We start from the raw sequence: 22,538 nt of genomic DNA, 5'->3' as shown, positions 1-22,538 counted from the left end.
GATGCGCGCGGGATCGCTGGTTGGCCTGATCGTGGTGCTGGTCGTCGCCGCGCTCGCGAGCGTGTCGTTCGGTGCCGTGGCGATCGCTCCGGCCGACGTGTGGGCGGCGCTGCGCGGCGAGGGCGCCGCGGCCACGCTCACCATTGTCCGCGACCTCCGTCTGCCACGAACCGCGTTAGGCATCCTGGTCGGCGCCGCGCTCGGGGCCAGCGGCACGGCCATGCAGTCGTCGCTCCGGAATGGACTTGCCGAGCCCTATCTGCTCGGCGTGTCCGGGGGGGCCGCCGTCGGTGCGGTGCTTGCCGTGGGCCTTGGGGTGCAAGGCACGGGCGGACTGGCCGCCTTCGCGTTCCTCGGCGCGCTGGCAGCGATCGTGGTGGTGCTCGGCCTCGGGCGCGACCGGTACGGCGCGCGGCATCCGGCGACGCTGCTCATGGCCGGCGTGGTCACTGGTGCGTTCGCCAACGCGGTGATCATGGTGGTGCTCGCCCAGAGCACACCGACCGCGCAGCGCAACGCCCTGTGGTGGATGATGGGATCGATCGCTGCGGCGCGTTGGGCCGACGTGGCGTGGCTGGGTGCAGCCGTCGTGGGGCTCGGTGGCTGCCTCGTGCACTACGCGCGTGAGCTCGATGTGCTCGCGCTGGGCCCGGAGACGGCGGCCTCCCTTGGGGTGACGCCCGAGCGGGCGGCCGTGCGGTTCTTCGTGCTTGCCTCACTGCTGGCCGCGGCGACGGTCGCCGCCTCGGGTCTGGTCGGCTTTGTCGGCCTGATCGTTCCGCACGTGGCGCGCGGGCTTGTGGGCGTCGGAAGCAGCCGACGGACCATCGTGGTGGCCGCGGCCGCTGGCGGCGCGCTGGTGCTCGTGGCCGACCTGGCCGCACGCACGGCACGTGCGCCCACCGAGTTGCCCCTGGGCGCGATCACGGCGCTGCTCGGCGTGCCGTTCTTCCTGCGTCAGCTGCGGAGCGCGCGATGATCGAGGCGCGCGAGCTCCGCGTGCGATACCCGGGCAGCGACACCGATGCGTTGCACGGCGTCTCGCTGATCGCGGAACCCGGTGTGCTCACGGCGATCGTGGGGCCTAACGGGTCCGGCAAGAGCACGTTGGTGCGTGCGCTGCTCGGGCGCGTTCCGCTCGCGGCCGGAGACCTGCGGGTTGCCGGCACGCGGGTGGCCGGTGGTGCCGCCCGGGATCTCGCGCGGCTTCTGGCCGTGGTCGTGCAGCGCGAGGAGCCGGCGTTTCCGCTCCTCGTGAACGACTACGTCGCCCTCGGCCGCCATCCCTGGCGCGATGCGTGGCAGGGCGCCGATGCCGCGGACGGCGCCTGGGTGCTGGCGGCCATGGAGCAGGCCGATGTCATCGCGCTGAGGGACCGCCGGACCGACACCCTCTCCGGCGGCGAGTGGCAGCGTGTCCGCGTGGCGCGCGCCCTGGCGCAGGACACGCCGGTCGTGGTGTTCGATGAGCCCACGACGTTCCTCGACGTGGCCCACGAGATGGCCTGCTTCGAGTTGCTCGACGCGCTCGCGGCGCGCGGCCGCACCGTGCTCGTGGTGAGTCACCAGCTCAATCTCGTGGCGCGCTTTGCCCGCCGCGTCGGCCTGCTCTCGTCAGGCACCCTCGCGGCATTCGGTGATCCCTCCGACGTCATGCGGGGCGAAGTGCTCGAACGCGTTTATCAGTGGCCCCTGGTCGTGAGTCGCGACCCGGCGGTTGGCTCTCCCATGCTCGTGCCGCTTCGGCGGCATCGCTGACGTCTCCCACTCTTTCCCGACATGCTCCGAACGCTCGCATTCCGTCTTGCCCCGCTGGCCATCATCGCCACCACGGTCGGGGCCCAGGCCACCGGCGACACCACCGCACTGCCTCGCCTCGTGATCACCGCCGACCGCGTGCCTGTCCCGCTCTCACGGGTCACCGCCACCGTCAGTGTCCTGGATGGCGCCGCCCTCCGCGCCGCCGGCGTCACCCACGTGATCGACGCATTGCGTCGCGTGCCGGGGGTCGCTGTCGCCCGCAGTGGGTCGTTTGGGGCACAGACCAGCCTCTTTACCAGGGGGGGCGAAAGCGACTACACGAAGATTCTGGTCGACGGCGTGCCCATGAACGACCCGGGTGGTGCCGTGGACCTTGGTGCCCTCACACTCGACGATGTGGAACGGATCGAAGTCGTGCGCGGACCGGCAAGCGTGGTGCATGGAAGTGATGCCGTGAGCGGCGTCGTGCAGATTGTCACGCGGCGGGCCGGCGCGCGGCGCGCGGCGCACGTGGCGGCCGGCGGCGGGAGCTACGGCGGCCGCACGATGGATGCGTCGCTCTCGGGAACCGCTGGTCTCGTGGGGGGCGCCGCGTCGCTCGCCCGTCACACGAGCGATGGCATCCTGCCGCTCAACAACGCCTACCGGAACACCGTCGCCGGTGGACGTGTCACGCTGGATGGGCCCATCCCCGCGTCGATCGCCGTGCGTCATGTGGACAACAGCTATGCGTATCCCACGGACGGCGCGGGCCGCGTGGTGGATCGCAATGCGTCGCGCGCCGATCGTCGAACGTCCGTCGCTGTGGACGCCGAGCGTGCACTGGGGCAGGGCACGACGGCGCGGCTGACCGCCGGCTGGCTCGACGACGCCGGTCGCACCAACGACGCAGCGGACGGACCGGCCGATACGCTTGGTTTGCACGCCTACCAGAGCCACGGCTCGATGCGCCGTCGCCATGTGGCCGCCACCGTGCAATGGGAACCACGCACGCAGCACGCCGTTATTCTCGGCACGGAATGGGCGTCCGAGCACCAGCGACTGTCCGACTCCTCGAACTACGCGGTCGAGGCGTCACGGTTCGATGCCAACCGGATCACGCGCGCCGCATTCGCGCAGGTCATGGGTCACGGTGAGCGTGGCTCGTATACGCTCGGCGGGCGCATCGACCGGAACGATGTGTACGGAACCTTTCGGACGCTGCGCGCCAGCGCGGCGCTGGCGCTGCCTGCGCACGCTCGGTTGCGCGTGGCCGCGGGAACGGCCTTCAAGGCGCCAACCTTCTTCGAGCAGTTCAACACCGCCTTCTCCGTCGGCAACGCCGCGTTGGTGCCCGAACGCAGTACCAGCTGGGACGCCGGCCTCGAACGCCGCGGTGAGCGGCTCAGCGTCGGCGCCACGTATTTCGCCCAGCGATTTCGTGACCTGATCCAGTACACGTTCACGTCATCAACCGACCCCTCGTACTTCAACGTGGCTGCGGCGAGCGCGAGCGGACTGGAGCTCGAAGGTTCGTACCAGGTGTCGGCCACCGCGCGAGTCCGCGCGGGAGCGACGTTCCTCAGGACGCGCGTCGACGACGCCGGCTTTGACGAAGGTGCCGGTGCCTTGTTCGTGCATGGCGCTCGATTGCTGCGGCGCCCGTCGCAGACCGTGACCCTTGGGGCGTCCGGGCGCGCCGGATCGCGGACCGACCTCGACGTGCAGGTCGTGCGCGTGGGTACGCGCGACGACCGGGACTTCAGCGGGTTCCCCGCGGTTCCGGTGGAGCTTTCGGCCTACACGCGGGTTGACCTGGGTGCGCAGGTCCGAATCACGCCACTCACGGCGCCGGCAACCCTGCGGCTCATCGTGAGGGCCGACAACCTGTTCGGCACGGCGTACCGGGAGGTCGCGAACTTTGACGCACCGCGCCGCGTGCTCTTTGCTGGACTCCGCGCCGAGTGGCGCTGAGCGCGCACTATCTTGAGGCATGCCCGCGCAGGTCACCGACGCCATCGTCCTTCACGCATTCGACTACCTCGAGACGTCGCGCATCCTGCGCCTCGTCACGAGGGAGTCCGGCGTGCAATCAGTGCTTGCCCGTGGCGCGCGCCGCTCGGTGCGCCGCTTTGGGGCCGCACTCGACCTGTTCGTCAGTGGAACCGCGGAGCTGCAGGTTCGTCAGGGTCGTGACCTGCAGCAGCTCACCGCGTTCGATGTCACCAATGCGCGCAGCGCCTTGTCGCTGGATCTCGATCGGTTCACCAGCGCCTCGATGCTCTGCGAACTCGCCTTGCGATGTTCCGCGGGCGATGACCAGGGAGGCCTCTTCGAAGCCCTCTCGGATGCGCTGGATGTTGTGGCCCGCTCGGAGGGCTCCGGGGCACGCGAGGCCGGCCTCGGCGCGGCGTGGCGTGTGACCGCTGCACTCGGGTTCGCACCAGCGGTCGACCAATGTGCCCGGTGTCATCAGGCAATCGATCCGGAGGCTGCGGCACTTTTCAGTCACGCGGTCGGCGGGGCCGCCTGTGCGACGTGCGCGACGCAGGTTCGTCTCGGCCGACAACTCCCCGGCGACGCTCGACGTGCCCTGCGCCAATGGCTGGTGGGAGGGGAGGTTGCCCTTGGCAGCGACGCCTCGCGCCGGGCCCACGTCCGGTTGCTGCGCGAATTCGTCATGCACCACGTAGCAGAAGGGGCGGAGCTACGGGCGTTCCGCGCGTGGGAGGCGCGGTTCGCGTGAGCGCGCAACCCGTCACGTGATCGTCGGCACCGCCGGGCACATCGACCACGGCAAGACGGCGCTCGTCCACGCGCTCACGGGCGTCGACACGGATCGACTCCCCGAAGAGAAGCGGCGCGGCATCACCATCGAACTTGGTTTCGCTCCGCTCGAACTCCCCGGCATCGGCACCGTCGGCATCGTTGATGTGCCTGGGCACGAGGCGTTCGTTCGCGCCATGGTCGCCGGCGCTACCGGCATGGACCTGGGGCTGCTGATCGTCGCCGCCGATGAGGGCGTGATGCCGCAGACCCGAGAGCACCTCAGGATCCTCACGTTGCTCGATGTGCGCACCGGGGTCGTCGTGCTCACCAAGTGCGACCTCGTCGAACGTGACTGGATCGATCTCGTCCGGGAGGAGTTGCGAGACCTCGTGGCCGGCACGCCGCTCGATGGCGCTCCGATCGAAGAGACCTCTGCACGCACCGGTCAGGGGATCCCCGAACTGAAAGCGACGATCGCGAGGCAGCTCGCTCGCGTGAGTACGCGCGCCCATGACGACGTCTTTCGCCTCCCGGTGGATCGGGCGTTCTCCGTCAAGGGCACCGGCACCGTCGTCACAGGCACGGTGTGGAGCGGGCGGATCGCCGTTGGCGACGAGTTGCACCTCTTCCCGGCTGGACGCGCGGTCCGAGTCCGCGGGATCCAGTCACACGGCAAGGTGGCTGAGCAGTCAACGCCAGGAGCGCGGACAGCCGTGGCGCTGGCCGCCGTCGACGTCAACGAGATTCCACGCGGCAGTGTGTTGGTCGGTTCCGACGCCTGGCAGCCGTCGAGCCGCTTCTTCGCCGAGGTGAGCCTCGAGGCCGGCGCCACGCCGTTTCGCGCGCGTGAATGGCTTCGCCTTCACGTCGCGACCTCCGAAGTCTCAGCCCGAGTCGTGCCGGTTGCTGATGTCGTGGCGAGTGGGGGAGGCGCGGTGGCCCGCATCGTTCCCGAGTCGCCTTTGGTCCTGCGCGCCGGAGACCGCTTCGTGCTTCGTCGAAGTCAGGAGCTGGGAACGATCGGAGGGGGTCGAGTCATCGACCCGGCTCCGATGAGGACGCGGCGGCCGACGCAGGGCTGGAGGGACGATGCGATGGAGCGGCTCGCCGCCGTGGTTCGGGATGCTGGGCCTGGCGGACTGGCGGAACCGGCCGTGAGCATCCGGGTGGGCGCTGACGCCCCGAGCAGAAAAGCGCTGGAATCCCCCGTGAGCCCTGTGGTGAAGATCGATGGGAGGATCTACCTCAAGGAGTCTGTCACGAGTGCTGAGGAACGTATTGAGCAGCAGGTACTTGCACATCACCACCTGAGCCCGACCGACGAGGGAATCTCCGTGGCGAAGCTTCGGGCGGATCTGGGATCGCAGGGCGCGATGGTCGATGCCTTGCTTGCTCGGATGGCAACCCGAAAGCGCGTCCAGGTTGTCTCAGGAGTGGTGAAGCGGCGGGGCTGGAGCCCCGAGGTCTCGGGAGCGGCTGAGGCGGAGAAGGCTTGGCTGGTGGAGCGACTGGGTGCGGCGGGAATGGAACCGCCATCGGTCTCGGAACTTCGAACCGAACGGAACCGTGACCCCTTGCCCCTGTTGAGGATTCTGGAAAAGGCATCCGCGGTGGTGGCCGTAGAGCCGGACCGGTACTACGAGGCGCAGGCGCTGGCCGCCGGCCTGAAGGTTCTGGCGCGGACAATGCGCAATGGGGGGGTGTACACCCCTTCGATGCTGCGGGAGGTGCTCGGGGTGTCGCGCAAGTTTCTCATGCCGTTGCTGGAGTACTGTGACCGGCGTCGTATCACGGAACGGCGTGGAGATGGCAGGGTATGGCTGGTGGGTGGGAGTGGTGGGGACGAGGCGTAGGCGGTGCAATTGCTTGACACGTTTTGGGCCAAATCCTATGTTCGCGCCACGGGCCCAAACATCAACCGGCAACAGGAGTTAGCACGCAACAGCATCCTTTGTCAGACTGGAGAAGCACATGAAGTCACGGTGGGCAGCACGGATCGTCGTGCTTGCTTGCATCGGGTTCCTTCCACGAGTCATCGAGGCACAGGCTGGGCAGCGGTCACGAACTGATGCGGTTACCGGGTCGTCGCTAGGACAGAACTATCCGAATCCGGTCAGCACGGAGACCACGATCCCCTTCGCGATTGGAGGGGCGCCTGAATGTGCCGACCCCTCCCGGCGATACCGGGTGACGCTGCGGGTGTACAACATGCTCACGCAGCAGATCGCGACAGCAGTCCTCGCGACGGGGTCGTCGGGTGCAGGAGGAGGTGAGCCCGTGCGGGAGCTGACGCTCAGTTGTGGTCAGTACACCGCGGTGTGGGATGGCAAGCATGCAAACTCGGGGCGCGATGCGTCGTCCGGGATCTACCTGTACCGGCTCGAGGTCGACGGTCGAGTCATGATCGGCAAGATGACGGTGATCCGCTGAGCGATCATCGGCGGGCGCGCCCGGGCACCTGGTGTCCGGGCGCTTTCGTTTGCGCGATGATCCCGCCACCTTGGACGGCGTGACTGTCAGCGCGACATCACCGGACTGCGTGGAGAGCGATCGGACGGCGCCGGATCGGCAGGAACGTCAAGCATCGGACCTGCGAGAGCACGGGGACGATCCGCGTAACTCGACACACGGCGCTCGGACGCGGACCGCTGCCCCCGGGGTGACCTGACTCCTGACACCACCAGCTTCCGTCGGCCCTCGACCACGCACGCTCCACCCAGCCGCCGTCTTTCGCTCAACTTGCGATGATCAATCCGGATCGCCTGACCGTCAAATCCACCGAGGCGCTCAACGAAGCGCTGGCTCTGGCACGCAAGCAGGGCAACCCGCTCGTCTACGACCTGCACCTGCTGCACGCGCTGCTTGGCCAGGACGAAGGCATCGTGGTGCCGGTGCTGCAGAAGGTCGGGGTCAACGTCGCGCAACTCCGCGAGGCCGTGGTGCGCGAGATGGCGCGCTATCCCAAACAGTCGGAAGCGTCGCCTTCGCTGTCGCGCGAGATGAATCAGGTGGTCGATCGCGCCGAGGAGGAGGCGAAGCAGCTCGGTGACGACTTCATTTCGACCGAACACCTTCTGCTCGCGCTGGCCGACACGCGAGGAACGGAGAGCAAGGCGCTGTTCGCGTCTCTTGGCACGTCGCGGACCGAACTGCTCGAAGCGCTGACGGCGGTTCGCGGATCGCACCGGGTGACCGACACCACGCCGGAAGACAAGTACCAGGCGCTGCAGCGTTTCACGCGCGACCTCACCGAGGCTGCGCGTAAGGGCAAGCTGGACCCGGTCATCGGTCGCGACGAGGAGATCCGTCGCGTCATGCAGGTGCTTTCGCGGCGCACCAAGAACAACCCGGTGCTCATCGGTGAGCCCGGCGTCGGCAAGACCGCCATCGCCGAAGGGCTCGCGCAGCGCATCGTCAACGGTGATGTGCCTGAGAGCCTCAAGAACAAGCGCCTGATCGCGCTGGACCTCGGCGCCCTCATTGCCGGGGCCAAGTTCCGCGGCGAGTTCGAGGAGCGGCTCAAGGCCGTGCTCAAGGAGATCACCGACTCGCAGGGCCTGTTCATCACCTTCATCGACGAGATGCACACGCTGGTCGGCGCGGGGAAGGCCGAGGGATCGATGGACGCCGGGAACATGCTGAAGCCGATGCTCGCCCGCGGGGAACTGCGCGTCGTTGGGGCGACCACGCTCGACGAGTACCGCAAGCACGTGGAGAAGGATCCGGCGCTCGAGCGACGCTTCCAGCCCGTCTTCGTGGGAGAGCCGACCGTCGAAAACAGCATCGCGATCCTGCGCGGGCTCAAGGAACGCTATGAAGCGCACCACGGCGTTCGCATCACCGATGGAGCCATCGTGGCGGCCGCCACGCTGTCGAACCGCTACATCGGCGACCGCTTTCTTCCCGACAAGGCCATCGACCTCGTCGATGAAGCGGCCTCGCGTCTCCGCATCGAGATCGATTCCATGCCGCAGGAGATCGACGAGGTCGAGCGCCACATCGTGCAGCTGGAGATCGAGCGCCAGGCCCTGACCAAGGAGAAGGACGCCGCCGCGGTCGAGCGACGCAGTGCGCTCGAGCGGGAGCTGGCCGAAGAGAAGGAACGCTCGGCGGGCATGAAGGCCCAGTGGCAACGCGAGAAGGAGACGCTGGGCGCGGTGGGCACCATCAAGCAGCAGGTCGAGGACGCGCGGGTGGCCGCCGAGCAGGCCACGCGGAGCGGGGACCTGGGTCGCGCGGCGGAGATCCAGTACGGCACCATTCCGCAGCTCGAGGCCAAACTCAGGGAAACCGAGAGCCACCTCGCGTCGCGCCAGGATGGCGGCCGGCGGTTCCTCAAGGAGGAGGTCACCGCCGACGACATCGCCGAAGTGGTGTCGCGGTGGACCGGCATTCCTGTCACGCGCATGCTGGAGAGCGAGCGCGAACGCCTCGCCAGACTCGAGGACGAACTCGCGCGCCGCGTCGTCGGACAGCGCGAGGCGGTGGAGGCGGTGTCCAACGCGGTGCGGCGGTCGCGCGCGGGACTGCAGGATCCCAACCGTCCGATCGGCTCATTCATCTTCCTGGGTCCCACTGGAGTGGGGAAGACCGAAACCGCCCGCGCCCTCGCGCAGTTCCTGTTTGACGACGAGCACGCGATGGTGCGCATCGACATGTCCGAGTACATGGAGAAGCACGCCGTCGCGCGCCTGATTGGCGCGCCGCCGGGCTATGTAGGCTACGAAGAGGGTGGGCAGCTGACCGAGGCCGTCCGCCGCCGACCGTACCAGGTCGTCCTGTTCGATGAAGTCGAGAAGGCCCATCCCGACGTGTTCAACCTGCTGTTGCAGATCCTCGACGAAGGTCGGCTCACCGACTCGCAGGGCCGCACCGTCGACTTCCGCAACGTCGTGATCATCATGACGTCGAACCTCGGATCGAGCTTCATCCTGGAACACGGCCAGGGCGACTGGGGGCTCGTCGAGACGCAGGTGCTGTCGGCCTTGCGGCAGCACTTCAAGCCGGAGTTCCTCAACCGTGTGGACGACGTGGTGATCTTCAGACCGTTAGGTCGCGCTGACATCGATCACATCGTCGACCTGCAGCTGGCCAGGCTCCGCGCCCTCCTCGCCGAGCGTCACATGACGCTCGACCTCTCGGACGAGGCCAGGACCGCCGTCGCCGACGCCGGGTTCGACCCGGCATTCGGCGCTCGGCCCCTCAAGCGGGCCATCCAGCGCATGATCCAGAACCCGTTGGCGCTCGCGATCCTCGAGGGCAAGTTCGCCGACGGCGATCACGTGCTCGCCACCGTGGCCAGCGACGACGTGCTGCAGTTCGAACGGGTCGAGCGCGGCGCGGCAGCCGACGTGGCGTGACGGAGTGCGTCGCGTGAGGGGAGACGAGTGCGACGCGTGGATGGACGCGGCGCTCGATCTCGCGCGGGAGGCAGCGCAGCACGGCGACGTGCCCGTCGGCGCCGTGGTCGTCCATGACGGCGTGATCGTGGGGCGGGGAAGCAACCGGACTGTGCGAGACCAGGACCCCACGGCACACGCGGAGGTCATGGCTTTGCGCGCTGCGTCGCGCACGCTGGCCCGCTGGCGGCTGACCGGCTGCGCTCTGGTGGTGACGCTCGAGCCCTGCGCGATGTGCGCCGGAGCCACGCTCCTCGCTCGCGTCGACCACCTCGTCTTCGGTGCGTGGGATCCAAAGGCGGGCATGGTCGGCTCGGTCGAAGACGTCGTGAGGCACCCGCGTCTCAATCACCGGCCCGGCGTGCGCGGAGGAGTCCGCGAGGCGGAGTGCGCCGAGCTGTTGCGAGCCTTCTTCGAGGAACGTCGACGGCCGGCCTGATAGGGTGACGCGGGCGGTCGAACGGGCGTCCTACAGGCGTGATGCAGAGCCCACCGTCCGTGACGCCCTCCAGCGCCCCAACGATCAACGGCCTGCGAGGATGGTGGGGCGACCTGATGTTCGCCCCCGATGACCCGGCCCTCATCGACGCAGGGCATCGGGGCGAACTGCTCGTTGCCGGGGTTCGCTTCTGGACGCTGCTCGCCGTGCTGCTGTCGCCGGTCATCACGATCCTGCAGGCCCCGACCCGGAGCGAAAACGTCATTGCGCTCGTCGCTACAGGCGCAGGCCTCATCGTGGCAGGACTCACGCTTCGCGCGCTGCAGCTCGGGCAACGCATCCGCCATCTCGCCGTCGCGACCACCGTCTTCGACGTGTCGCTGGTCTCGCTGACGCAGTTTCTCTACCTCACGCAGGGGCTCGCCTCGGTTGCGGCCAACAGTCGCACCACGTTCGCCGCGTACTTCGTTGCGATCGGCAGCACCTGCCTTCGCTGGGATCCGCGCCTCTGCCTGATCTCCGGTGCGCTGGCCGTGGCACAGTACGGCCTCATCGTCGGCGGCGCGTTCTACACCTGGGACCCCACCGCGGAGAGCGTGGTGACGCACGGCCAACTCGTCCTCGGCCAGCAGGCGGGACGGATCGTCCTGCTGGCGGCGTTCACCATCCTGTGCCTCGCGATCATCCAGCAATCGAGGCGACTCCGATTTTCGTCGACGCACGACGCACTCACCCGACTCATGAACCGGGCATACTTCGAGGAGCGCCTGACCGACGAACTCTCACGCGCGAGCCGGCACGAGATTCCGGTCTGCGTGGCCGTTCTCGACGTTGATGCGTTCAAGAGCGTCAACGACACGCATGGACACGCGGGCGGCGACGCCGCACTGCGCGTGGTCGCCAGCGTGTTCCGTCGCTCGGTTCGGCGCACCGATCTCGTGTGCCGCGTCGGCGGCGACGAGTTCGCCATCGCGTTCCCCGAAACGCGGCTGGCGGAGGCCTTTGGCAAGCTCGAACAACTTCGTCACGACATCGAGTCACACACGATCGTCCTGTCGACCGGGGGCGAAATCCGGTTGACGGTGTCCGGCGGGCTCGCGGCTTCGCGTCTCGACGGGACGTCGTACAAGGAGATCGTCCACGCCGCCGACAAGCGCCTCCTCGAGGCCAAGCGCGCCGGTCGCAACCGCGTGCACACGTCGTCGTCCCATCGCGTGCTCAGTGGCGACTGGCGCGCTGTGGTCACGCACATCGGGGACGACGAGAGCTCGCCCACGCCAGGTCGGGGCCCATCAGCGCGAACGCGTTGACCAGCCTCTGTTTGCCCGGTTAGCTTACTCGGCTCTCAAGGACAGGTGTCCGAGTGGTTGAAGGAGCCGGTCTCGAAAACCGGTATACCGGTAACGGTATCGTGGGTTCGAATCCCACCCTGTCCGCTTGATCAGCACGGAAAGCGCCAGCAGGCAATAGGGGACGTGGGCGAGGTCGCGGCGCCGGGGCGGTAGACACTGACGCTTTACGTCGCGTCAACCTCCCGTGGTCGGAGCATCGGTGAATACACCCAGGGACAGGTGGCCGAGTGGCTTAAGGCGCACGCCTGGAAAGCGTGTGGTGGGGAAACTCACTCGCGGGTTCGAATCCCGCCCTGTCCGTCGTTTCGAGCGCCTCGGCATGCCGGGGCGCTTTGCATTCCGGGTACGAGCGGCTGCCTCCGGCATTCTGACCGTTACGAACCGCCGGAGCGTTGCGTGCGCGCGCACGCGAATCGCGACCCGTTGTTGACACGGTGCCACGATCAGGCCGTCAAACGACCTCGCCACGGGCATCTCGGGCACGTGATCCATGGCACAACCTCTGCTCCTTGAGGTGCTCGAGTGGGACTCGTGCGCCACCCGTCGCGCCGAAATTCCCAGGCCCGGTTCGCCGGACTGGCGCACGAACCCACTCGCCACTCTCTACGCCGTGAGAGCAGATTTGACGCGTCCTCGCCCCACGTCGCTGAACCCGGCACTCGTTCGTCTCTCGCGTATCGCGCTCTTCGTCGCGGCAGGAGATCTCCTGACCAAGGCGCTCGCGTCGGCGCTCTGGTCGTCACAGGCGCTGAACGTCACGAGCTGGCTGTCGCTTGCCGTGATGCAGAACTACGGTGGCGCGTTCGGTCTCTCCGCCGGTGCCTACACGTGGCAGCTGAATCTGGCGCTCACGCTGGCGGCGATCGTCTTCGTCATCCCCGTCACGCGGGATCTCGAGCGTGTTGATGCCGCCTCGCCGATCGCGCTCGGCCTGATCGTCGGCGGCGCACTGGGTAATCTGGTTTCGCTCCTCGCGCCGCCGGCCGGCGTCGGTGACTTCATTGCTGTGCACTGGAGCGCGACGCACGGGCTCGTGTTCAACGTTGCCGACCTCGCCGCGTATGCAGGACTCGCGATGATTCTGCGCACGGGATTCCGGATCGCGTCAGTGCTCGTTACCCAGGCGAGGGAGCGACCCGCCGACGCCCCCATCGGAAGCGCCTTCCAGGCGAACGCCGAGGCCCGGCGGCGCTTGCGTCGTCTTCGCATCGAACACACTCCCGAGCTCGTGGCCTCCGAGTGGGATCGGGTGGGCACTGCCGAGGTCATGCTCGCCGATGCGGCGCCGCTTGAACCCGAGGTCGAACTGCCGGCGCGGACCCGGCGCCGAACCGTCCTGCCGATCGAGGAGATTACGCCGCCGCGTCCACTGGGCGCGCAGTCCCGTCGGGTCGACTAGGTCGCGCGTCGGCAGGTTGTACCGGGCCGGCCAGGTGACACCCGCCGGGCTCGAGCGTCTCGTAAGGAAGGACCGGCAATTTCTTCCGGACGCGTGGGACTCGCATGGGCGTCACGATCGGCCGAAAACTCAGCCTGTTGTTCGTCGTTGCCCTGGCCCTGCTGGTGGGGGCAGGGCTGTTGTCATACGCGAACACCAGGGAGTTGGCGGCGACGACAGCGAGCCTGAACGATGGGCGCCGCGTCGCCGCACAGATTGCTCGGGCGGTGCAGGCGCTGTCGAGCGCCGAACGTGGCGGGGCGGCCTGGGTGGCCCGCGCCGACACGACGCTTCGTGGCCAGGCGTACGAGAACATTGCCATCGCGGAAACGGCAGCGCGCCAGCTTTCGGACTATGCGAAGGACTGGGGCGAGCTGCGGAGGCTCGTGGCGTCCATCGACTCGTCGGCGGCGGCTCTCCATCAGATCGCTGGGACACCGACATCGACGGCCAGCGAGGCGCTCATCGTGGCATCGCCACGCGTGCGCGCGACCCTGTCCCTCGCCGACGAGGTCCTCGCTCACCACGATCGGGATCTGACCGCACGCGCTTCGCACGCGGCTGGCGCGGCCCGGAGCGGAGACCTGCTGCTGCGCATCGCGCTCGGCGTATTGCTCGTCCTCGCCCCGGTGGCGTACCTGACCATGCACCGTGAGCTCAGCAGTCACCGCGCCGCGGAGGACGCACTGGTGCAGAGCGAGGCGCAGTTTCGCGCCGCCACCGACGGCAGCCTGGATGCCTTCTACGTGCTTCGCGCGCTGCATGACGCGCGCGGCGAGGTGCTCGACTTCGAGTTTGTCGACGTCAACCGTCGCGCCGAGACGCTGCTGGGCAAGCGGCGCGATGAGGTGGTGGGACAACGCCTCTGCGAGTTGATCCCCTCCAACCGGGTGAACGGCTTTCTCGACAAGTACGTGAGTGTCATGACCCATGGCACCGTGCTGGAGGAGGAGTTCGAGGTCACCACCCCTGACGTGCGCGCGGCCTGGATTCACCACCAGGTCGTTCCGCTGCGCGACGGCGTGGCGATCACCTCGCGCGATGTGACGGATCGCAAGCAGCAGGAGGAGGCCCTCCGGGCGCTGTCGCTCATTGACGAACTCACGGGGCTCTACAATCGCCGAGGGTTCCTCACGCTGGCGCAGCAGCAACTCAAGCTCGCGCGGCGCGGCCATCGCGAACTGCTCCTCTTGTTCGTCGACATGGATGACTTCAAGGAGATCAACGACACGTTTGGCCACGCCGAGGGCGACGAGGCGCTGCGCCGCACGGCGTCGATCCTGCGGAAGACCTTTCGGGACTCCGACATCATCGCGCGGCTCGGTGGCGACGAGTTCGTGGTGCTCGCGGCCGACATCGTGCACGGGACCGAAGACGTGATCGTTCAGCGCCTGCGCTCGGAATTGCGTGAGCGGAACGACCGGGATGGGTTCCCCTATCGCCTGTCCTTCAGCGTCGGTCTCGCGTCGTTCGATCCCGCGAGGCCGCCCTCAATCGAGGACCTGCTCTCGACGGCCGACGCGATGCTCTACGAGCAGAAGAAGCACAAGGGGCTGCCGGCAGGGCTGATCGCCTGAGGGGCGCACCGCTTCAATTCGGGCGGTCGTGCCTCCATATTTTGCTCCCGGAATGACCTCTTCCTCGACCGTCCTGAACGCACAGGCCGTGGCGCGCACCATTCGGCGCATGGCCGAAGAGGTCGTCGAACTGTTCGATGGCACCGACGACCTGGTCCTCGTCGGCATCCAGCGCCGCGGCGTACAGCTCGCCGACCGTCTGGCCGCGGTGATCGAATCCATCGAAGGGGTGCGCGTGCCGCGCGGCGCTCTCGACATCACGCTGTATCGCGACGACCTGCAGACGGTGGGGCCGCGCCCGGTCGTGGGCAAGACGCACCTGCCCTGGGCGATCGACGGCAAGCGACTCGTGATCGTGGACGACGTGCTCTACACCGGCCGCACCATCCGGGCGGCCCTGGATGAACTGGCCGATTTCGGTCGCCCGGCACGCATCGCGCTCGCGGTACTCGTCGATCGCGGCGGGCGCGAGCTGCCGATTCACGCCGATGTCGTGGGCAAGCGTCTCGACGTGGCACCGGGCAGTCGCGTCGACGTCATGGTGACGGAGCTGGACGGTCACGACGCGGTGGAACTCGTCGGAGGCGGAAAGGGGTGAGCGCCGCGCCGATCGGGAAGGATCTGCTCGGGCTCGAACACCTGAGTGCCGACCAGATTCGCCTCATTCTCGATACGGCCGAACCCTTCAAGGAGATCAGCCTCCGGGCGATCAAGAAGGTGCCGACGCTGCGCGGCATGACGATCGTCAACCTGTTCTTCGAGGCCTCCACCCGCACGCGCATCTCCTTCGAGTTCGCCGAGAAGCGCCTGTCGGCCGATACGGTGAACGTGGCATCATCGGGCTCGAGCGTGTCCAAGGGCGAGACCCTTGTGGACACGGCGCGCAACCTCGAAGCGATGAAGATCGACATGGTGGTGATGCGCCATGGCGCGTCCGGCGCGGCGAAGTTCCTGGCCGATCGCATCCGGTCGAACGTCATCAACGCCGGCGACGGGACACACGAACACCCGACGCAGGGCCTGCTCGACATCCTCACGCTCCGCGATCGATGGGGCTCGCTCGAAGGTCGCCGGGTGTGCATCTGCGGGGATGTGCTGCATTCGCGCGTCGCGCGGTCAAACATCTGGGGGCTGCGCAAACTTGGCGCCGAGGTCGCGGTCTGCGGGCCGCGATCCCTGCTGCCGAACGCCATCGACGAACTCGGCGTGACGGTGTTCGGTCGCATCGAGGAAGCAATTGAATGGGCCGAGGCGCTCAACATTCTCCGTTTGCAGCTGGAGCGGATGCAGGCTGGTTACATCCCGTCTCTGCGCGAGTACAATCGCGTGTTCGGTGTGACCCGCGAACGCCTCGAGCGCTCGCCCCGGGACCTGGTGATCATGCACCCCGGCCCGATGAACCGTGGCGTCGAGATCGATTCCGACGTTGCCGACGGACCGCACAGTGTCATCCTTGATCAGGTGACCAACGGCGTCGCGGTTCGCATGGCCGTCCTGTATCTCCTGGCCGGTGGCCGGCCTGAAGTCGCCGAGGCAGCCAAAGGCTGATCGTTCACTCTCATTTCTCTCCGACCCTTGCCAGATCCCATTGTCCTGCTGCGCGGCGGCCGCGTGCTCGATCCCTCCACCAACCTCGATCAGGTGGGCGACGTGCTCCTGCGCGAGGGGCGTATCGAGCACGCCGGGGCCTCGCTGGGTGAGGTGCGGCGGGACGGTGATCTGATCGAGATCGACTGCACCGGCCGTGTAGTCTCACCGGGGTTCGTGGATGTGCACTGCCACTTGCGGGAACCCGGCCGCGAAGACGTCGAAACCATTGCCACGGGGGCGCGCGCCGCCGCGGCCGGAGGGTTCACGGCGGTGTGCGCGATGCCCAACACCGACCCCGTGACCGACAACCAGGCAGCGGTCGGCTTCATCATCCGCCAGGCGCAACGCGCCGACGCGGCGCGCGTCTACCCAATCGGCGCCATTTCACTCGGACAAAAGGGAGAGGCCCTCGCCGAGTTCGGCGAGATGATCGGCGCCGGTGCCGTGGCGGTGTCGGATGACGGCAAGCCGGTCGCGAGTGCACAGCTCATGCGCTCGGCGCTGGAGTACGCGCGCGCCTTCAACATTCCGGTGGCCGATCACTGCGAAGAGCCGACGCTCGCCCACGGTGGCGCGATGAACGAAGGTCTCGTGTCGGCGCGACTCGGCCTCAAGGGGATTCCGGCCGAAGCCGAGGAGATCATGGCGATCCGCGACATCCTGCTCGCCCGTCGCACCGGTGGTCACGTGCATCTCTGTCACATGTCCACCAAGGGCTCGGTCGAGCTGATTCGGTGGGGCAAGGATCGTGGGATCCGGGTCACCGCCGAGGTCTGTCCGCACCACATTTCGCTGACCGAAGACGCGGTCGAGGGGTACAACACCAACGCGAAGATGAACCCGCCACTCCGGACCGCGGAGGACGTCGCCGCGCTCCAGGAAGCCGTGAAGGACGGGACGATCGACCTGGTGGCCACCGACCACGCGCCGCACCACTACGACGAAAAGGAGCGCGAGTTCGCCGATGCCCCGAACGGGATCGTTGGTCTGGAAACAGCGCTCGCCGTGCTCGTCACACACCTCGTCGAGCCCGGGATCATCGGCTACGGGACGCTCGTGGATCGCATGTCGTGCACCCCCGCGCGCACGTTCAACCTCCCGGGGGGGACGCTCCGAAAGGGAAGTGTGGCGGACGTCACAGTGTTCGACCCGCTGAGGCGCTGGACCGTCGAGCCCTCGGCATTCCTCACCAAGGGCCGCAACAGCCCCTATGCCGGGATGCAGCTGACCGGTCGCGCGGCGTGTACCATTGTCGGTGGCCGGATCGTCTACCGGCAGAGCGAGTAGGCAGGATGTTGCGCGGCGGGCCCGCTCTTCGGCGCGAGATCGTCCAGGTGTGCAAGCGCCTGTACGATCGCGGGCTGATCGCCGGGCCCGACGGCAATGTGTCGGTACGGGTGGCGGCGGATCGCATCCTGGTCACGCCGGCCGGGATGTCGAAGGTGGACATCACCGGTGAGGACCTGGTCGAACTTTCGCTCAGCGGAACACATGTTCGGGGATCGCGGAGGGCCTCGTCGGAAGTGCAGATGCATTTGCGGATTTACCAGCGGCGCCCCGATGTCCATGCCGTTGTCCACGCCCACCCCCCGCTGGCTACGGGGTTCGCAGTCGCCGGCGAATCGTTCGACACCTGCGTACTGCCGGAAATGATCTTTCAGGTGGGATGGGTACCCCTCGTTCCCTATGAGACTCCCGGCACACCCCAACTTGCGGATGCATTCGAGCCTTACCTGGCGAGCCATGACGCGTTTCTCATGGCCAACCATGGGGCCACGACCGTGGGTCCGACCTTGATGATGGCCCACCAGCGCATGGAAAGCCTGGAGCACAGCGCCAGGATCCTGCTCACCGCGCGGATGCTTGGCCGCGTCAACACCCTGTCGGGGCCACAGGTCGAAGCGCTGATTGACGCACGGCGCCGTGCCCTCCCTGACAGTCCTTTTTCCGGTTGTCCCCCACGCGCCCGCGGGCGGAGTGACGCATGACGAATCCCACCGAAGGATCCATGGAGGGCCTGCACGAGCTCCTCGCGGAGCGCGGTCGCTACGAGGGCTGGCTGCATCAGCTCGAAGAGCGTCGGGCCACGACCCCGCTGCACGTGCTCGAACGGGTTCGCGCGGACTACACCGCGCGCCTGGATCACGTGACGACGCAGCTGCGCGGTCGCGCGGTGGACCTCGAGGCGAGCGTCGCTTCGCTCCGCTCGCGGCTGTCCGCGCTGGCCAGTGAAGAAGAGGCGCGGCGCGACGAGCGCGCCGAGACCGAGCTACGTGCGTCGGTCGGCGAGTTTCCACCTGACCAGGCGCGCACCACGATCGAGCAATGTGACGCGGCAATCGCGAGCCTCGCGGCCCAGCGCGATGCCCTGGGTGGCGAGCTCGCAAAGCTCCAACAGGTGCTCGTCCTCGTGGTGCAGGCGCCCGCGCCCATGCCGGAGCCGGTCGCTGCACCGGCTCCCGACGTTGAGCCGTCGCGCGACACCGCATCGGTACTCGAGTCCATCACGGCGCTCGCGCCCGATGTGGTACCAGAGGCGCCGATGGAGGTGCCTGCCGTCGCGCAACCGACCAACGCGTCAGCGGTGGCCGAGCTCGAGTTCCTTCGGTCCGTGGTGTCGACGCAGGACGCGGGGGTTGCCGCGGCCGAGGCAGGGAGCGAGTTGGTTCCGCCTCCGGTCCTGACCGCTCCGAGGCGCGGCGCGACGCCCATGAGCAGCGGCACCCTGTCGGGCCTTCGTGACCCGCTTCGCGCGGTGCAGGGTGACGGATCGATCACGCCGACGAACATGCCGTCGTTCCTCAAGGACATGCCCACCGAACAGGTCAAGACGCTCAAGTGCCAGGAGTGCGGCACGATGAACTTCCCGACCGAGTGGTACTGCGAGCGCTGCGGTGGCGAGTTGGCGGCGATGTAACGCGCCGTCAGGATCGGGGAAACACAAGGGCGAGCCGAAGTGGCTCGCCCTCTGCGTTTGTCCTCGGCGTGGATGACGTCCGCGCGGATGTGCAACAGGAGGCGCACCCGTACCTCTCACCCTTCGATCGGGGCACCGGGTGGAACGCCATGCACTCCCGTGAAACGCGAAGGGCGGAGCCACCGAAGCGGTCCGCCCGACGTGTGCTGGAAAAACTGGGAGGAGTTAGTTTCCAGCCGTGGCAAGCCGGCTCTTCTGTCGAGCCGCGTTGTTGCGATGGATCAGTCCCTTGCGAGCCGCACGATCAAGCAACTTGACGGCCGCGAGCTTGTCGGCCGGTGTGGCGGCGGTGGTGCTGGCCTTCTTGAGCGCGGTCCTGAGGGAAGAGCGCTGCGCCCGATTGCGGGCGTTAGCCGCCCGCGACTTGCGCATGTTCTTTTTGCCCGACGCGATATTTGGCACGGAACTGAAAGGCTGGTCGTTTGGGAAGTGCGGATCAGAGGAAAAATACTACCGGCCGAAATCGTCCATGTCAAGCAATGACACGGTTTTGACTCCGGTTTCGGGGCCTGCTAGCTTGCCGCCGGTTCGCACGCCGGGTGCGATCATCACTCCCCAGAGGCAAGGTCCGGTTGGGTCGAGTCGAACTGTTCCTCCTCATCGCGCCGGCGCTGCTGTTTTCCATGGTAGCGCACGAATACGCCCACGGATACGCCGCCCTCAGGCAAGGCGATCCCACGGCGTACCAGCTCGGACGCCTGACCTGGAATCCGGTCAAGCACATCGATCCCTTCATGACCATCCTCCTCCCCATTCTCACGTTCTTCGGGGGAGGGTTCCTCTTTGGCGGCGCCAAGCCGGTCCCGGTCGTCCCGCGCAACTATCGCAACTACCGCAAGGGCGACATCATCGTATCGATGGCCGGGATCGTCACAAACCTGATCCTGTTCGTCGTCCTCGTGGGCCTGTTCGCCGTCCTGGGACTCCTCGGCCGGGCCCTGCCCGCGGCCAACGACACGCTCGCCATCCTGCAGGTCATGACCGTGTTCGGCATCCGGTTCAACCTGATGCTGGCCATGTTCAACCTGCTGCCCATTCCGCCGCTCGACGGATCGCACGTGATGAAGTACATCCTGCCGCCGGCCTGGGCGCTCCGCTACCAGCAGTTGGGGATGTACGGGATCCTCATCCTCGTGTTCTTCATGGCGACCGGCGTCGGTCGCGGGCTCCTCAGCGCCTGGATGGCGCCCGCCTTTGCGATGGAGGTGAACGCCATGCGCCTGGTGAGCCGCTTCTTCCTCACGAGCCCGTTCACCGAGTCTCTCCTGCGATGACGCCGCCCTGGGCCGACGAGGCCGCGCCTTTCGTCGTCGAGCTCACGCAGTTCTCGGGGCCGCTCGACCTGCTGCTTTCGCTGATCCGCGACGAGCGCGTCGACATCTACGACATCCCGGTCTCCCGCATCGCCGATCAGTTCCTGGCCCGTATCGCGTCGCTCGAGCTCGACCAGGCCGCCGACTACCTCGAGATGGCCGCGCGCCTGGTGCGCATCAAGGCGCAGTTGCTGTTGCCGCGCAAGGATGGTGACGACGCGTGGGAGGATCCCCGTGCGGACCTCGTCCGGCGCCTGCTCGAGTACCAGCAGATGCGCGAAGTGGTCGACGTCCTCGAGCGCCTGGCCGAGGATCGTCGTTCGCGCTTTTCTCGCTCCTACTTTCCGCCATCCTCGGTGGAGCCGGCGCCGGCCCCGCTGGCGCTCTCCCTCGTTGAGCTGCTGACCGCCGTCGATCGGGTGTTGCGGGTGGTGCGCGATCCGGCGATGCACGACGTCATTCCGCGCGCGCTGGACGTGGACGGCGCGATCGCCACGATACGCGGTGTGCTCGAACTCAAGGCACAGTTTCGCTGGCGTGACGTCGTCCGGTCCGGCGCCGAGCGGTGGGAGATTCTCTCGGCGCTGCTCGCCCTTCTCGAACTGGCACGCCGCGGGGAGCTTCGGCTCGCGCAGGCGTCGCCCTTTGCCAACGTCCACATCCGTCGTGAGTCCCCTAGCGAAGCTGCTTGAGGCCGCGCTGTTCTCCAGCGCGCGGCCCGTTCCGGTCGAAGAGCTGGCCTCCCTCGACCCCGAGGCGTCGCCTGCCGCCGTGCGCGCCGCGCTCGACGAATTGCGTGAAGCGTACGACGTCAACGGCCACGGCATCGAGCTGGTGGAGCTGGGCGAGGGCTATCAGGTGCTCACACGTCCGGAGTACACCGAGGCCATCGAGCGCGCCCAGCTCGCGGCGCGCCCGCACCGACTCTCAGCCGCGTCGCTCGAGACCCTGGCGATCATCGCCTACCGTCAGCCGATCGGCCGCGCCGAGATCGAGGAGATCCGGGGCGTGAACGTCGGAGGCGTGCTCAAGTCCCTGCACGAGCGCGGCCTGATCGACGTGATCGGTCGCGGTGAAGGGCTCGGTCGCCCGCTCCTTTACGGCACCACGCCACTGTTCCTCGAACAGTTCGCCCTCCGTCACCTCGAGGAGTTGCCACGGGCCGACGAGCTCGCCGTGGCCCTGCGCGCCGAGCCCCGGGCGCTCTGATGGGCGAGACCATGCGGATCCAACGCGCCCTCGCGCGCGCTGGAGTCGCATCCCGACGCGGCGCCGAGGAACTCGTCGCCGCCGGACGCGTGATGGTCAACGGAGCAGTCGCGCGGACCGGCCAGTCCGTCGATCCCTCGCGGGATCGCATCGTCGTCGACGGCGCGCCGATCGAACCGGCGCCATCGGAGGCGAGCTGGTTCGTGCTGCACAAGCCGGCGGGCGTGGTCACGACACGGCGCGATCCCGAGGGGCGCCGCACGGTGTTCGATCTGGTGCCGAAGGTCCCGGGGCTCACCTACGTCGGTCGGCTCGACTACCTCACGGAAGGTGTGGTGCTGCTGACCACCGATGGCGAGGCAGCGCACCGCCTGACACACCCGAGTGCGCGCGTCGAGCGGGTGTACGTGGCCACGGTCCGCGGGAATGCGAAGGCCGCGATGGAGCAGGCACGCGCCGGGCTCGATCTCGACGACGGCCCGGTCAGGCCGGCGTGGGTCCAGGTGCGGCCGCTCGGCCAGCGGCGCTGGGCGTTCGAGATTGCGCTGCGCGAAGGCCGCAATCGCGAAGTGCGTCGCATCTGCGCCGCGTTAGGCCTCGAGGTGGAGCAGCTCGTGCGCACGCAGTTCGGGCCGGTCAAGCTCGGGAAGCTGGCGTCGGGGGTGTCACGTCCGCTGACACGTCGCGAGATTCTGGCCCTCGGGGACGCGTTCGACGAAGGGTGAGCGGGGAACC

21 protein-coding genes and 2 tRNA genes are annotated in these 22,538 nt (G+C 67.8%); 22 read left to right on the top strand and 1 reads right to left on the bottom strand.

The genetic code is table 11. The annotated features are described in order from the left end of the window. The first annotated feature begins 1 nt into the window (after position 1). The 18 genes from IT361_15990 to IT361_15905 all read left to right on the top strand — a co-directional run bounded on the left by IT361_15990 (position 2) and on the right by IT361_15905 (position 19,221). Entirely contained in the window at positions 2 to 979 is a 978-nt protein-coding gene (locus IT361_15990) for an iron ABC transporter permease (protein MCC6319174.1), read from the top strand. After that, the gene (locus IT361_15985) at positions 976 to 1,758 is read left to right on the top strand and encodes an ABC transporter ATP-binding protein (GenBank protein MCC6319173.1); all 783 of its coding nucleotides are present in this window, start codon (positions 976 to 978) and stop codon (positions 1,756 to 1,758) included. The genes IT361_15990 and IT361_15985 overlap by 4 nt, the downstream gene beginning before the upstream one ends. A 21-nt stretch (positions 1,759 to 1,779) precedes the next feature. Next, positions 1,780 to 3,714, top strand: a complete 1,935-nt coding sequence (locus IT361_15980; protein MCC6319172.1) for a TonB-dependent receptor — start codon at positions 1,780 to 1,782, stop codon at positions 3,712 to 3,714. Positions 3,715 to 3,733: 19 nt separating this feature from the next. Then, positions 3,734 to 4,486 carry a DNA repair protein RecO gene (gene recO / locus IT361_15975; protein ID MCC6319171.1) on the top strand — a complete coding sequence of 251 codons (753 nt, stop codon included), beginning with the start codon at positions 3,734 to 3,736 and terminating at the stop codon, positions 4,484 to 4,486. 16 nt (positions 4,487 to 4,502) lie between these two features. Beyond that, entirely contained in the window at positions 4,503 to 6,362 is a 1,860-nt protein-coding gene (gene selB, locus IT361_15970; GenBank protein ID MCC6319170.1) for a selenocysteine-specific translation elongation factor, read from the top strand. Positions 6,363 to 6,696: 334 nt separating this feature from the next. Further along, on the top strand, positions 6,697 to 6,939 hold the full coding sequence (locus IT361_15965; GenBank protein ID MCC6319169.1) for a hypothetical protein: 243 nt from the start codon (positions 6,697 to 6,699) through the stop codon (positions 6,937 to 6,939). 314 nt (positions 6,940 to 7,253) lie between these two features. Then, positions 7,254 to 9,869, top strand: coding sequence for an ATP-dependent chaperone ClpB (gene clpB / locus IT361_15960; GenBank protein ID MCC6319168.1), 2,616 nt, complete (start codon positions 7,254 to 7,256; stop codon positions 9,867 to 9,869). Positions 9,870 to 9,909: 40 nt separating this feature from the next. Beyond that, the gene (locus IT361_15955) at positions 9,910 to 10,347 is read left to right on the top strand and encodes a nucleoside deaminase (GenBank protein MCC6319167.1); all 438 of its coding nucleotides are present in this window, start codon (positions 9,910 to 9,912) and stop codon (positions 10,345 to 10,347) included. 59 nt (positions 10,348 to 10,406) lie between these two features. Continuing rightward, positions 10,407 to 11,657, top strand: coding sequence for a GGDEF domain-containing protein (locus IT361_15950; GenBank protein ID MCC6319166.1), 1,251 nt, complete (start codon positions 10,407 to 10,409; stop codon positions 11,655 to 11,657). A 39-nt stretch (positions 11,658 to 11,696) separates the two neighbouring features. Continuing rightward, positions 11,697 to 11,783 (top strand) — tRNA-Ser (locus tag IT361_15945). Between the two features lie 129 nt (positions 11,784 to 11,912). After that, positions 11,913 to 11,999 (top strand) — tRNA-Ser (locus IT361_15940). Between the two features lie 322 nt (positions 12,000 to 12,321). Further along, positions 12,322 to 13,098, top strand: coding sequence for a signal peptidase II (locus tag IT361_15935; protein ID MCC6319165.1), 777 nt, complete (start codon positions 12,322 to 12,324; stop codon positions 13,096 to 13,098). Positions 13,099 to 13,202: 104 nt separating this feature from the next. Continuing rightward, positions 13,203 to 14,714 carry a GGDEF domain-containing protein gene (locus IT361_15930; GenBank protein ID MCC6319164.1) on the top strand — a complete coding sequence of 504 codons (1,512 nt, stop codon included), beginning with the start codon at positions 13,203 to 13,205 and terminating at the stop codon, positions 14,712 to 14,714. Between the two features lie 52 nt (positions 14,715 to 14,766). Beyond that, positions 14,767 to 15,312, top strand: a complete 546-nt coding sequence (gene pyrR / locus IT361_15925; GenBank protein MCC6319163.1) for a bifunctional pyr operon transcriptional regulator/uracil phosphoribosyltransferase PyrR — start codon at positions 14,767 to 14,769, stop codon at positions 15,310 to 15,312. Then, positions 15,309 to 16,262, top strand: a complete 954-nt coding sequence (locus IT361_15920) for an aspartate carbamoyltransferase catalytic subunit (GenBank protein MCC6319162.1) — start codon at positions 15,309 to 15,311, stop codon at positions 16,260 to 16,262. The genes pyrR and IT361_15920 overlap by 4 nt, the downstream gene beginning before the upstream one ends. A 39-nt stretch (positions 16,263 to 16,301) precedes the next feature. Next, positions 16,302 to 17,591, top strand: coding sequence for a dihydroorotase (locus tag IT361_15915; GenBank protein ID MCC6319161.1), 1,290 nt, complete (start codon positions 16,302 to 16,304; stop codon positions 17,589 to 17,591). 5 nt (positions 17,592 to 17,596) lie between these two features. After that, positions 17,597 to 18,292 (top strand): class II aldolase/adducin family protein, encoded by a 696-nt coding sequence (locus IT361_15910; protein ID MCC6319160.1) that lies wholly within the window; start codon positions 17,597 to 17,599, stop codon positions 18,290 to 18,292. Next, positions 18,289 to 19,221 carry a hypothetical protein gene (locus IT361_15905; GenBank protein MCC6319159.1) on the top strand — a complete coding sequence of 311 codons (933 nt, stop codon included), beginning with the start codon at positions 18,289 to 18,291 and terminating at the stop codon, positions 19,219 to 19,221. The genes IT361_15910 and IT361_15905 overlap by 4 nt, the downstream gene beginning before the upstream one ends. A 225-nt stretch (positions 19,222 to 19,446) precedes the next feature. Here IT361_15905 and rpsT read toward each other — a convergent pair whose 3' ends face one another. Continuing rightward, the gene (rpsT, locus tag IT361_15900; GenBank protein MCC6319158.1) at positions 19,447 to 19,683 is read right to left on the bottom strand and encodes a 30S ribosomal protein S20; all 237 of its coding nucleotides are present in this window, start codon (positions 19,681 to 19,683) and stop codon (positions 19,447 to 19,449) included. Positions 19,684 to 19,853: 170 nt separating this feature from the next. On the opposite strand from rpsT, the gene IT361_15895 reads away from it, so the two are divergent. Genes IT361_15895 through IT361_15880 form a run of 4 tightly spaced genes read left to right on the top strand, consistent with a single transcriptional unit; the run spans position 19,854 to position 22,528 of the window. Further along, positions 19,854 to 20,555 (top strand): site-2 protease family protein, encoded by a 702-nt coding sequence (locus IT361_15895; protein MCC6319157.1) that lies wholly within the window; start codon positions 19,854 to 19,856, stop codon positions 20,553 to 20,555. Further along, positions 20,552 to 21,286: a segregation/condensation protein A gene (locus IT361_15890; GenBank protein MCC6319156.1), complete on the top strand. Its 735-nt coding sequence runs from the start codon at positions 20,552 to 20,554 to the stop codon at positions 21,284 to 21,286. The genes IT361_15895 and IT361_15890 overlap by 4 nt, the downstream gene beginning before the upstream one ends. After that, the gene (gene scpB, locus IT361_15885) at positions 21,261 to 21,803 is read left to right on the top strand and encodes an SMC-Scp complex subunit ScpB (GenBank protein ID MCC6319155.1); all 543 of its coding nucleotides are present in this window, start codon (positions 21,261 to 21,263) and stop codon (positions 21,801 to 21,803) included. Before IT361_15890 ends, scpB begins: the two co-directional genes overlap by 26 nt. Then, positions 21,803 to 22,528, top strand: coding sequence for an rRNA pseudouridine synthase (locus tag IT361_15880; GenBank protein ID MCC6319154.1), 726 nt, complete (start codon positions 21,803 to 21,805; stop codon positions 22,526 to 22,528). The genes scpB and IT361_15880 overlap by 1 nt, the downstream gene beginning before the upstream one ends. Positions 22,529 to 22,538 lie beyond the last annotated feature (10 nt).

The organism is Gemmatimonadaceae bacterium (genome assembly GCA_020846935.1).
Classification (GTDB): domain Bacteria; phylum Gemmatimonadota; class Gemmatimonadetes; order Gemmatimonadales; family Gemmatimonadaceae; genus RBC101.
This window is presented reverse-complemented; position numbering and strand designations above follow the sequence as displayed.

Coding starts and splice junctions, on each gene's coding strand:
- IT361_15990 (MCC6319174.1), top strand. CDS start 2: ATGCGCGCGGGATCGCTGGTTGGCCTGATCGTGGTGCTGGTCGTCGCC.
- IT361_15985 (MCC6319173.1), top strand. CDS start 976: ATGATCGAGGCGCGCGAGCTCCGCGTGCGATACCCGGGCAGCGACACC.
- IT361_15980 (MCC6319172.1), top strand. CDS start 1,780: ATGCTCCGAACGCTCGCATTCCGTCTTGCCCCGCTGGCCATCATCGCC.
- recO (MCC6319171.1), top strand. CDS start 3,734: ATGCCCGCGCAGGTCACCGACGCCATCGTCCTTCACGCATTCGACTAC.
- clpB (MCC6319168.1), top strand. CDS start 7,254: ATGATCAATCCGGATCGCCTGACCGTCAAATCCACCGAGGCGCTCAAC.
- IT361_15955 (MCC6319167.1), top strand. CDS start 9,910: ATGGACGCGGCGCTCGATCTCGCGCGGGAGGCAGCGCAGCACGGCGAC.
- IT361_15930 (MCC6319164.1), top strand. CDS start 13,203: ATGGGCGTCACGATCGGCCGAAAACTCAGCCTGTTGTTCGTCGTTGCC.
- pyrR (MCC6319163.1), top strand. CDS start 14,767: ATGACCTCTTCCTCGACCGTCCTGAACGCACAGGCCGTGGCGCGCACC.
- IT361_15910 (MCC6319160.1), top strand. CDS start 17,597: ATGTTGCGCGGCGGGCCCGCTCTTCGGCGCGAGATCGTCCAGGTGTGC.
- IT361_15905 (MCC6319159.1), top strand. CDS start 18,289: ATGACGAATCCCACCGAAGGATCCATGGAGGGCCTGCACGAGCTCCTC.
- IT361_15890 (MCC6319156.1), top strand. CDS start 20,552: ATGACGCCGCCCTGGGCCGACGAGGCCGCGCCTTTCGTCGTCGAGCTC.
- IT361_15880 (MCC6319154.1), top strand. CDS start 21,803: ATGGGCGAGACCATGCGGATCCAACGCGCCCTCGCGCGCGCTGGAGTC.